9 protein-coding genes are annotated in these 12,150 nt (G+C 33.6%); 1 reads left to right on the forward strand and 8 read right to left on the reverse strand.

Translation table 11 applies throughout. The features are described from left to right. Window positions 1-514: 514 nt before the first annotated feature. From GAPWK_RS14010 to miaB, 6 genes are all read right to left on the reverse strand, one after another. The gene (locus GAPWK_RS14010) at window positions 515-1,696 is read right to left on the reverse strand and encodes a serine hydrolase (RefSeq protein WP_025316837.1); all 1,182 of its coding nucleotides are present in this window, start codon (window positions 1,694-1,696) and stop codon (window positions 515-517) included. A gap of 14 nt (window positions 1,697-1,710) precedes the next feature. Then, window positions 1,711-2,817: a peptidoglycan glycosyltransferase MrdB gene (mrdB, locus tag GAPWK_RS14015; protein ID WP_025316838.1), complete on the reverse strand. Its 1,107-nt coding sequence runs from the start codon at window positions 2,815-2,817 to the stop codon at window positions 1,711-1,713. 2 nt (window positions 2,818-2,819) lie between these two features. Beyond that, window positions 2,820-4,757, reverse strand: a complete 1,938-nt coding sequence (gene mrdA, locus GAPWK_RS14020; RefSeq protein ID WP_038517643.1) for a penicillin-binding protein 2 — start codon at window positions 4,755-4,757, stop codon at window positions 2,820-2,822. Window positions 4,758-4,775: 18 nt separating this feature from the next. Beyond that, complete coding sequence (locus GAPWK_RS14025; RefSeq protein WP_051516294.1) at window positions 4,776-5,792, reverse strand: PhoH family protein; 1,017 nt, start codon at window positions 5,790-5,792, stop codon at window positions 4,776-4,778. Window positions 5,793-5,835: 43 nt separating this feature from the next. Then, a complete protein-coding gene (locus tag GAPWK_RS15295; protein ID WP_238551130.1) occupies window positions 5,836-6,021 on the reverse strand; it encodes a hypothetical protein in 186 nt (61 codons plus the stop codon). A gap of 311 nt (window positions 6,022-6,332) precedes the next feature. Then, window positions 6,333-7,760, reverse strand: a complete 1,428-nt coding sequence (miaB, locus tag GAPWK_RS14030) for a tRNA (N6-isopentenyl adenosine(37)-C2)-methylthiotransferase MiaB (RefSeq protein ID WP_025316840.1) — start codon at window positions 7,758-7,760, stop codon at window positions 6,333-6,335. 598 nt (window positions 7,761-8,358) lie between these two features. Between miaB and GAPWK_RS14035 the strand changes: the two genes are divergently transcribed. Beyond that, the gene (locus GAPWK_RS14035) at window positions 8,359-9,636 is read left to right on the forward strand and encodes an N-acetylmuramoyl-L-alanine amidase (protein ID WP_025316841.1); all 1,278 of its coding nucleotides are present in this window, start codon (window positions 8,359-8,361) and stop codon (window positions 9,634-9,636) included. A 44-nt stretch (window positions 9,637-9,680) separates the two neighbouring features. Here GAPWK_RS14035 and rsmG read toward each other — a convergent pair whose 3' ends face one another. Together rsmG and mnmG are read right to left on the reverse strand one after the other, a co-directional pair. Continuing rightward, a complete protein-coding gene (rsmG, locus tag GAPWK_RS14040; RefSeq protein ID WP_038517645.1) occupies window positions 9,681-10,280 on the reverse strand; it encodes a 16S rRNA (guanine(527)-N(7))-methyltransferase RsmG in 600 nt (199 codons plus the stop codon). Further along, window positions 10,258-12,150: a tRNA uridine-5-carboxymethylaminomethyl(34) synthesis enzyme MnmG gene (mnmG, locus tag GAPWK_RS14045; protein WP_025316843.1), complete on the reverse strand. Its 1,893-nt coding sequence runs from the start codon at window positions 12,148-12,150 to the stop codon at window positions 10,258-10,260. The genes rsmG and mnmG overlap by 23 nt, the downstream gene beginning before the upstream one ends.

Below are 12,150 nucleotides of genomic sequence, written 5' to 3' on the forward strand. Positions count from 1 at the left end.
ATAAGGTTCAAAATTTAATTGTATAAAAAAAGAAATTGGAAAATTTTGTAAAAAATATTCAGATATCTATATCATTTAAATTTTTATTTATGTTTTAATTCAATATTAAAAAGGATAAATTATTTATCTGTTATAAATTAAGATTAAAATAAAAGTATAAAATATCAATGGTATTAACTTTAAAAAGATTCCTTATTGCTAACCTAAATCATAATTTTTAATAAAGTAATCTTTCAAATATTAACAAGATATTTATTATCCTTTCATTATAAGTTGAACGATAACTCAGTATTTTCTGTTATTACGATTTTCTTGCAAAGATAATTTATTTGCTATCATCAAGTGACACAATGGTAGCAGGTAATTTGCATAACGGAAATCTAGCTGAATTTATCTAGATAGGTTGAATTTAAGTAAGTGAGAAAAAGTAAGTATACATGGAATTATGTGATTAAAAATTCATTAAAAGGGCTTTAATAAACCCTTTTAACAGCTTGTTAATTAACAATCAGAATTAACCAAATAGTTTATTGAACTGAAGAACAATCCAATCACAAATTGTGCCAAAAAATCCGCTTTCTTGAACATCTTGTAAAGTGACTAATGATTGTTCATTAATTACTTTGCCATCTAATAAAAATTGTATTTTACCTACGCTGGTACCTTTAGCGATTGGTGCATAAATATAATTATCAATAGTATATTGTACTTGTACATCAGCAGCGCGTCCTTTTGGTACAGAAACATAAGCGCCCTCAAGTGATCCTAATGGAACTTTATTTTGATCACCATACCAAATTGTTTGATTGACTAATGCACTATCTGCTTTAACAGGATTAGCCGTTTCAAAAAAGCGAAATCCCCATACTAATAATTTTTTACTCTCTTCTTCACGACCTTTAAAAGTTCGGCCGCCTAATACCGCTGAGATCAAACGGGTATTTCCATCTACAGCAGAGGCAACTAAATTATAACCTGCCGCATTAGTATGTCCTGTTTTAATCCCATCGACATTTAATGTCGTATCCCAAAGTAAACCATTACGATTTAATTGAGGTTTAGAAAGATTATAAGTAAATTCTTTTTCTTTATAGATAGCATATTCATTTGGAAGATCACGAATTAGTGCTCGGCCTAAAAATGCCATATCTTTAGCGGTTGTATATTGTCCTGGCGCATCAAGCCCATGTACTGTTTCAAAATGCGTATGTTCTAAACCAATCTTTTTAGCATATTCATTCATTAAATTAACAAATGCACCTTGACTACCTGCAACATGTTCAGCCATAGCAATACAGGCATCATTACCTGATTGGATGATAATGCCTTTATTTAAATTAGCAACTGAAACGGTTTTACCCACTTCTAAAAACATGAGTGATGACCCTTTAAGTACAGGATTACCCGTTGCCCAAGCATCTTTGCTTACAACAACCATATCATCATTTTTTATACGACCTGATTGCAATGCTTGACCGATAACGTAACTGGTCATCATTTTAGTTAAACTGGCAGGATCACGTTGTTGTTCCGCATTATATTGCGCTAAAATTTCACCTGATTTGGCATCAATTAAAATATATGACTCTGCATCTAATTGTGGAATAGCAGGAATAGGAAAAGCCATTTCAGCTGACGCAGTTGAACAAATCGCGAATGCTAAAAAAGCGAAAGATAGTTTAAATTTCTTTTTCATTTATTTTAATTCCGTTAAATGTTTTTAGATAACATGTATCGATGTGTATGAATAGACATCATAATGCCAAAACTTGCCATTAAAACGACTAAAGAAGAGCCACCATAACTTATTAGCGGTAATGGTACACCAACTACTGGTAAGATTCCACTGACCATACCAATATTAATAAACACATACACAAAAAAGACTAAAATTAGCCCGCCAGATAAGGTTCTACCAAAGGTTGTTTGAGCTTGTGAAGCAATAATTAATCCACGTATAATTAAACATAAAAATAGAATAAGTAGAACAATTGTGCCAACAAAACCAAATTCTTCAGCAATAACCGAAAAAATAAAATCGGTATGTCTTTCAGGTAAAAATTCTAATTGTGATTGAGTGCCACTAAGCCAACCTTTACCCCAGATCCCTCCCGAACCAATCGCTATTTTCGACTGGATGATATGATAACCAGCGCCACTAGGATCGAGTTCAGGATTAAATAACATTAAAACCCGAAGTCGCTGATAGTCATGCATTAAGAAAAACCACATAATTGGTAAAAAAGCAGCAATTAAAACAACAGCAACCAGAATAAATCGCCAATCGATTCCAGCTAAAAAAATAATAAAAATACCAGACATGACAATTAAAATAGCCGTACCTAAGTCAGGTTGCATCGCTACAAGTAAGGTAGGTACACCAATAATAGCCAATGTCTGTAAAGTTGTTTTTAGTGGTGGCGGACAACCATCACGATGGATGAATTTTGCCACCATTAATGGCACAGCTATTTTGGCAATTTCAGAAGGTTGAAAGCGTAAAATACCCAAATCTAACCAACGCTGTGCCCCTTTACTGGTATACCCAAAAATATCCACTAATAGTAATATAACAATACAGATTACATACAGTGTTGGCGCCCATGCTTCATATGTTCTAGGTGAAAACTGTGCAAATACAATCATCACAATAAAACCTAATACGATTTGAATGACGCGTTTTTCAATCATATCGATATCTTGACCTGTTGCACTCCAAAGAATATAGAGGCTGTAGCCAAGTAATAAAGTAATAAATAGAAAAAATAGTGGATCAATATGTATCTTTTGCCAAAAAGATTTTTTGATATTACTCATAATTAATCTTCAGTCCCTGTATTTGGTGATGATTCATCTAACTGCGTTGAATTATTACCAAGAAGGTAAAAATCTAATATTTTTCGCGCCACAGCACCACCGTTTGAGCTTCCACCACCACCATTTTCTAACACAATAGCCAAAGCAATTTTGGGTTTATCATAAGGTGCATAAGCAACAAACAAGGCGTGATCACGTAAATGCTCAGGGATCTTATGGGCATTGTAGACTTCATCTACTTTTAACCCATAAACTTGTGCCGTTCCTGATTTACCTGCTGCTTGATATTTAGCATCAGCATAAATTTTACGTGCTGTTCCCCGCGAACCAAACATAACACGATACATGCCTTCTTTAGCGAGAGCCCAATAATTTGGATTAACATCAGATAAACTATTATTTTCTAAATACTTTTCTGGATTAATTATTGGCTGTTGCTCATTAGAGTTTAATATATCGCTCTTTTTGTATAATAAAAAGTGTGGGGTATAGGTTTTACCATTGTTGATTAATATCGTTAATGCTTTTGCCATTTGTATTGGGGTTGCCGTCCAATAACCTTGACCAATACCTACAGGAATTGTATCTCCTTGTAGCCAAGATTTTTTATGTCGTTGTATTTTCCATTCACGGCTTGGCATGACAGCACGACTCTCTTCATTGGTTGAAATATCTATTCCCGTTCTTTCACCAAAACCAAATTTAGTCATCCATGCTTTTAAGCGATCAATACCCATATCATAAGCAACTTGATAAAAATAGGTATCAACTGATTCTTCAATTGCTTTTAATACATCGACTTTTCCATGTCCCCATTTTAACCAATCTCGATAACGTCGCTCGGTTCCTGGTAATTGCCACCATCCAGGATCGTTAACTACACTTTTTGGTGTAACAACACCTTCGCTTAAAGCGGCAATAGCAATATAAGGTTTTACTGTTGAAGCAGGTGGATATGAACCAAGTAACGCTCGGTTATAAAGCGGTTTATTAGGATCGTTAAGTAAGGCTTTATATTTATCACTCGATATCCCTCCTACAAATGGATTAGAATCATAAGTAGGACTTGAAACCAAGGCTAAAATTTCACCGTTATTAGGATCAATAGCGACTACCGCAGCTTTACGTCCTGCTAACAATTGTTCTATATAAAGTTGTAACTTAAGATTGATGGATAAATAGATATCCTCACCAGCTTGTGGTGGGTGTTGATTAATTTGATTTACGATTCGTCCTCGACTATTAACTTCTACTTTTTCATAACCTGGAATGCCATGTAATACATCTTCATAATATTTTTCAATTCCCATTTTACCGATATTAAATGTAGCAACATAATTACTACTTTTGTTTTCCTCTTCTAAACGTTGTTTATCTTGGCTGTTAATTTTCGAAATATAGCCAATAATGTGAGTCAATGATGCTTCATATGGATAATAACGATGCTGTATCCCAACAATGGAAACATAAGGAAAGCGGTGTTGATCAACAACAAAATGTGCTATCTGTTGTTGAGTTAAATTATCTTTTAATGGGACTGGACGATGAGCCTTATAATTTCGGCGCTCCTTTTGAAAATTTTCGATATCTTCATCTGTTAAATCAACAATAGCTTTTAACTGCTCGAATTGTTCATTAAGGTTTTTGACTTTATCGGGAATAATATTAAGTTGATAAGTAATATTGTTAATGGCCAGTGGTGTACCATTACGATCATAAATCATACCACGGCTAGGTGGAATAGGAATAATTTCAATACGATTATTATTAGATTTAGTACTGTAATAACTAAAATTAGCAATCTGAAGATCAGCTAAGTTAACAAGTAAAATTAATAATAATAAGATAATTACAATAAAAGCAAACAGTGCTCGTCGCAAAAATAAATTAGTTTCTGCCGAGTGATCACGAATATTGCTTTTCTTGTTGTTACTTGAGATAGGGATAGTAATACTCCTCTAAATACTTTTAACAGCATTCTGCTGCTGTTCTTCCCATTTTTGATAAGCATTAACGATTCTGGCAACCACTGGATGGCGAACCACATCATCACTATTAAAAAAGTTAAAACTAATTTCGTCAACTTTACTTAATACTTCTATAGCATGACGCAAGCCAGATTTTTGATTGCGAGGGAGATCTATTTGGGTAATATCACCCGTTATTACTGCTTTGGAATTAAAACCGATACGGGTTAAAAACATCTTCATTTGCTCAATAGTCGTATTTTGACTTTCATCAAGGATGATAAAAGCATCATTAAGTGTACGTCCACGCATATAAGCAAGAGGTGCAATTTCAATTACACTTTTATCTATGAGCTTTTCAACTTTTTCAAAACCAAGCATTTCAAACAAAGCATCATAAAGAGGTCGTAAGTAAGGATCTACTTTTTGACTTAGATCGCCAGGTAAAAAACCAAGTTTTTCGCCAGCTTCAACGGCGGGACGAGTTAATACAATTCGACGAACTTGTTGTTTTTCTAACGCATCAACAGCCGCAGCTACAGCTAAATAAGTTTTACCCGTTCCAGCTGGGCCAATACCAAAAGTGATATCATAATCCAAGATATGGGCAATATATTGTGCTTGATTAGGGGTTCGTGGTTTTATAACACCACGCTTGGTTTTAATCATAACCAACTTACCTTCTTGGTTATGAATATATGTTAATGGGTGTTCACTTATTATCTCGAGTGCACCTGACTCTTTTATGGCTAAATGGATCTGCTCAGCTTCAATATCTACAATTTTATTTCTACTTTTGGTATGTTTATAAAGTGACTGTAAAATACGCTTTGCAGCTTTAACACAGATAGCATTACCAGTTATAACAAATAGATTCCCCCGATGATTAATTTCAATACCTAATCGACTTTCAAGTTGTTTAATATTGTCATCATAAGGACCACAAAGACTATTAAGCCTCTTATTATCTTCTGGTTCAAGCATTATTTCATGTGTAATAATATCCAAAGTTAAGTCCCTCTTAATAATAATTTAATCACTAAGACGCTGTTCACATAAAAAGCACTTTTCCACCCCTTTCAAAATCCTTTTTACAACGGTTACAGCTAATAATATTTCCTAATACAATATTATTAACGGCTTTTTTAGTTTGCTGTTTATAAAACTCTTGCGCTTTTATTTTATTTACTAACATTGTCGTTGGAATTTCACTTTTTATTCTTTTCCAACATAACATACTGTTTGTTGTTTAAATGTTAGTGGTATTTATTCTAGTAATTTATAAATATAATCATAATTACAGTGATTATATTTTATATTTTTTAACATTTCATAACCAAAAATAGGGATTAAAAAGTAAAATATTTAGCTACTTTTATTTGAGTGTATTGTTTTTTATTGCACAACAATCTGGATAATGACATCACCCTTTGTACTCGTTGACTTCTCGTCCAAAAGTCACCAATATAACAAACATATTATTTTTCTTTCATTCCATTATATATAATAATTTTTTATATTATAAGTTAGCTAAATATCTACTTTTTATTATGGATGGTAAATTCCTACCCCTAAATCATTTTCTTTACGAGTTCGAGATATCACAGACATTGGCGATTGACTTACTCGTAAATCCATTTCATCTTCAGTTCGAACCACTTTACCACGTAATGAATTTGGATAAACATCGGTAATTTCAACATCAACAAATTTTCCAATCATATTAGGATAACCTGCAAAATTAACAATACGATTGTTTTCTGTTCTGCCTGTTAATTCCATCAAATCTTTTTTAGACGGACCTTCAACTAAAATACGTTGCACTGTATTTAACATACGACGACTAAATTGCATTGCTTGTTGATTAATGCGTTCTTGAAGAATATATAGACGTTGTTTTTTCTCTTCTTCTGATACGTTATCTTCCATTTCAGCAGCAGGTGTGCCTGGGCGAGCAGAATAAACAAAACTATAACTTAAATCAAAATTCACATCAGCAATGAGTTTCATTGTTTGCTCAAAGTCTTCTTGCGTTTCGCCAGGAAAACCAACAATAAAATCTGAACTTATTTGAATATCTGGGCGTACTTTACGTAATTTGCGAATAATGGATTTATATTCTATTGCGGTATGGGTTCTCTTCATTAAATTTAATACTCGATCAGAACCACTTTGTACCGGTAAATGTAAAAAATTAACCAATTCTGGCGTATCACGGTATACATCAATAATGTCATCAGTAAATTCAATTGGATGACTAGTGGTAAAACGAATACGATCAATACCATCAATGGCAGCCACTAAACGCAATAACTCAGCGAATGAACAAATATCACCATCAAAAGTTGGTCCGCGATAAGCATTAACATTTTGACCCAGTAAATTCACTTCACGTACACCTTGTTCAGCAAGTTGTGCTATTTCATAAATAACATCATCACAAGGTCGACTTACTTCTTCACCACGAGTATAAGGTACCACGCAATAAGTACAATATTTGTTACATCCTTCCATAATAGAGACAAATGCTGTTGGGCCTTCACTGCGAGGTTCAGGCAAACGGTCAAATTTTTCAATTTCAGGAAAACTAACATCAACAACATGTTGACCTTTACCACTACGGATTTGTTCTATCATCTCGGGTAAACGGTGAAAGGTTTGTGGTCCAAAAATAATATCGACAAAAGGGGCTCGCTTACGAATATGAGCGCCTTCTTGAGAAGCCACACAACCACCTACACCAATAATAATATTAGGATTATGCTGTTTAAGATTTTTCCAGCGTCCTAATTGGTGAAATACTTTTTCTTGGGCTTTTTCTCGAATAGAGCAAGTATTAAGTAGTAGAATATCTGCTTCTTCTGCATTTTCAGTTAATGTTAAACCATGGGTCGATTCAAGGAGATCAGCCATTTTGGTTGAGTCATACTCATTCATTTGGCATCCCCATGTTTTTATATGTAGTTTTTTGCTCATCAATAACTCAGCTATAATTAATTGTTAAAATGAAAACGGGTTTAAATCCGCGATTTTAGCATCTCATATTGTAATCCTTTGTGATTGTAGGGTCTATAATAAAATAAAAAACAGTAATACAACGTAATACTTTATATTTTTTAATAAAATATACGGATATATTGTAGATTATCAATTAACTACAGTTAACATATTTATAATTTCAAAATAAATTCTAATATTTGATTAAAGTTATATTTTATCTTTAAAAATAAAATATAAAATAACTCTTTTTTAATTAATGCGATATATTAAAAAGTAGTAACTAAATTTAAATCACTAAGAGTAAAATACATAAAAATTAACTTATTATTGAATTTAATCAATTTTTTTGCACATTGATATTTATAAAATAGTTCTATTAACAAAAATGTAATAATAAATTAATAAGATAAACAAATATCTTTTATTTATAAAAAAATGATTCATCTAAAATAAAAAAATATGCATAAATCACCTATCAAAAAAGTAGGCGAAGATGATAATCATTCTTTTTAAAAAATAAATATTTTATGTTATTATTCGCGGTCAATTGTCTCAGTAAATAAATAGTTTAGATATGCCCAAAACACACAGTCCAACTAAACGCCTATTAATTAAAGGTATCATTGCGACATGTTTATTATCTGTCACTCGTGTTGGCTTTGCTGCTGCATTAGCTAAAGTAGTTGCTGTACGTGTTTGGCCTTCATCTACCTATACAAGAATCACAATAGAGACAAATACACATCTAAAATATAAATGTTCTTTACTAAACAATCCAAAACGACTTGCTATTGATATCAATGATATTAATTTAGATGCGACCTTAAAAAAAATATCATCAAAAGTATTAAGCCGCGATCCTTATATTAAATCGATAAATGTTGTTCAGCTAAATAGCAAAACAGTAAGAGTAATGGTTGATTTAAAACAGGATATTAAACCAAATACTTTTACACTTCCACCGATTGAAAAATATAAGAATCGTTTAGTTATTGATCTTTATCCATCTATAGTAGCTTCAACTGAAGATGATGATCCTTTACTTACTCTATTAGAAGAGTATAAAAATGGCGAGATTATTAACAAACAACCTGAAATAAAAGTAGATAAAGATAAAAATAAAGGTAAAGATACCCCCGGGCAGAAGAAAAACACACCAAATAAAAATTCACCTATAGTAGTTGTGCTTGATCCAGGTCATGGAGGTGAAGATCCTGGAGCTATTGGTTTAAAAAATACACGTGAAAAAGATATCGTATTGCAAATAGCTCGACGTACTTATGATCTACTTAAGAAAGAACCCAATATAAAAGTTTATATGACTCGTAATGAAGATGTCTTTATACCTTTAAATGTACGAGTGCAGAAAGCTCGTACTTTACAAGCGGATCTTTTTATTTCCATTCATGCTGACGCCTTTATTGATCGAACTGTAAAAGGATCAACTGTTTTTGCCCTATCAACTAAAGGCGCAAGTAGTTCAGCTGCTAGTTATCTGGCACAAACGCAGAATGAAGCCGATCAAATAGGTGGAGTAAGTCGCAGTGGCGATAAATATTTAGATAACACTATTTTAGATTTAGTACAAAAAACTACGCTTACCAATGGGGTAATTTTGGGGAGTTCTATTTTGAATCGCATGAAAGGTGTCAATAAATTGCATAAACCATCAATTGAAAAAGCCGGTTTTGCGGTATTAAAAGCGCCTGATATTCCATCTGTTTTAGTTGAAACAGGCTTTATTAGCAATGCCGATGAAGAAAAAAAATTAAATACAGCGGCATTCCAGATCCAAATATCTACTGCTATTGTTAATGGTATTAAAGATTACCTGAAAAAACGTAAAAAATAAGTTTGTTAAGAAGTTTCAGGTAAACTATATGTTTGAATATAAAACTATTGAATAATAACTAAACTTCTCTCGGCATCTAATTGTGGAACGATGAGTTTAATATATTGTTTAAGTGTAAAACCGACAGGAATAGCATCAATATCACTGCCTTTTAGGGCATAAAAAGCGCCTTGTTGATTAGGCAAATGCTTACACCAATTAAGCATATCTTGCAAAGAAGCAAAAGCACGACTAATAACACCATCAAATTTTTTATCGGTATACTCTTCAATCCTGCTTTGTACTGGATTGATATTGGTAAGTTTTAATTCAAATTGTACCTGTTTTAAAAAACGAATACGTTTGCCTAAACTATCAACCAGATCAAATTGCTTATCAGGATTAATAATAGCTAATGGAACGCCTGGTAGACCAGGACCTGTACCCACATCGATAAAAGATTGACCCATTAAATAAGGCGACACAACTAAGCTATCCATAATATGTTTAATGAGCATTTCATTTGGATCGCGCACCGCAGTTAAGTTATAAGCCTTATTCCATTTATTAAGCATTTCAACATAGTTAACCAGCTGATCAATTTGTAGATCAGAGATCGAAAGATCCGTTTGATCAATAAGATTAATGAGTTTCTTTTTTAACATAATTCTTCTTTTTTAAATAAACTAATAGCATTGAGATCGCTGCCGGCGTAATACCAGATATACGTGAAGCTTGTCCAATTGATACAGGTTTATGTTGCTTTAATTTGGCAACAACTTCGTTTGATAAACCTGAAATTTCTGCATAATCTATATGATCAGGAATAAGTGTTTCTTCATTACGTTTTTGACGTTCAATCTCTTCTATCTGTAATTTGATGTAGCCATCATATTTGACCTGAATTTCAACTTGTTCAGCTGCTTGCTCATCAGACAGTCCAGGCGCAAAAAGTGATAGTGATTTTAAGGTTTGATAGCTCATTTCAGGACGTTTAAGCAGCTCTTCACCATTGGCTTCTTTGGTTAGATTAGCACTTAATACCGCATTTACTTCATCGATAGTTTCAATATGCGGGTGTACCCATATATCACGTAAACGCGCTCTTTCTTGCTCAATAGCTTCAAATTTTTCGTTAAAACGTTGCCAACGATAATCATCAACCATACCTAATTTACGGCCAATTTCTGTTAAGCGAATATCTGCATTATCTTCACGAAGCATTAAACGATATTCCGCGCGTGAAGTAAACATACGATAAGGTTCATTGGTACCAAGTGTACAAAGATCGTCAACTAATACTCCTAAATAAGCTTGATCACGAGTTGGATACCATTGATCTTGATCATAAACAAAGCGCGCAGCATTTAATCCTGCCAACATGCCTTGAGCTGCAGCTTCTTCATAACCTGTAGTACCATTGATTTGTCCTGCTAAAAATAATCCTTTGATCACTTTACTTTCAAGCGTTGGTTTGAGATCTCGAGGATCAAAATAATCATATTCGATCGCATAACCCGGTCTGACAATATTCGCATTTTCTAATCCTTTCATACTTCGTACAAAAGCAAGTTGAGTATCAAAAGGTAAACTTGTTGAGATCCCATTTGGATAGATCTCATTACTGTCTAATCCTTCTGGTTCTAAATAGATCTGGTGCGAATTACGATCCGCAAAACGCATAATTTTATCTTCTATTGATGGGCAATACCTTGGTCCAACACCCTCAATAACGCCTGTATACATAGGACTGCGATCCAAACTATTACGAATGATCTCGTGTGTCGTTTCATTGGTGCTGGTGATATAGCACGGGATCTGTTTAGGATGTTCACTTGCTTTACCTAAGAATGAAAATACCGGCACAGGATCATCACCGTATTGTGTACCTAACTGTGAAAAATCAATTGTTCTAGCATCAATTCTTGGTGGAGTACCGGTTTTTAAACGTCCCATTCTAAATGGGTATTGATGCAATGCTTTAGATAGACCGATAGCAGCAGGATCACCTGTTCGTCCACCACTATAATTATCAAGTCCTATATGGATCTTACCATCTAAAAAGGTACCTGTGGTTAATACTACTGCTTTTGCTTTAAAAGAAACACCCATTTGAGTGACAACACCTGTGATCTGATCGTTTTCAATGATCACATCTTCAACTGATTGTTGAAATAACATCAAATTTTCTTGGTTTTCAAGTGTCGTTCTAATTACCTTTCGATATAAAGATCGATCTGCTTGCGCGCGTGTTGCTCTTACGGCAGGTCCTTTACTGCTGTTTAATATTCGAAATTGGATCCCTGCTAGATCAATAGCATGTGCCATTAATCCTCCCATAGCATCAATTTCTTTTACCAAATGACCTTTGCCTATACCACCGATGGCTGGATTACAAGACATTTGTCCTAACGTATTGATATTATGGGTTAAAAGTAGTGTTTTCCTTCCCATTCTTGCTGATGCCATAGCAGCTTCGGTTCCAGCATGTCCACCACCTACGATAATGACATCAAAAAGATCTGGATAAAACAT

The organism is Gilliamella apicola (assembly GCF_000599985.1).
GTDB classification, from domain to species: Bacteria; Pseudomonadota; Gammaproteobacteria; order Enterobacterales; family Orbaceae; genus Gilliamella; species Gilliamella apicola.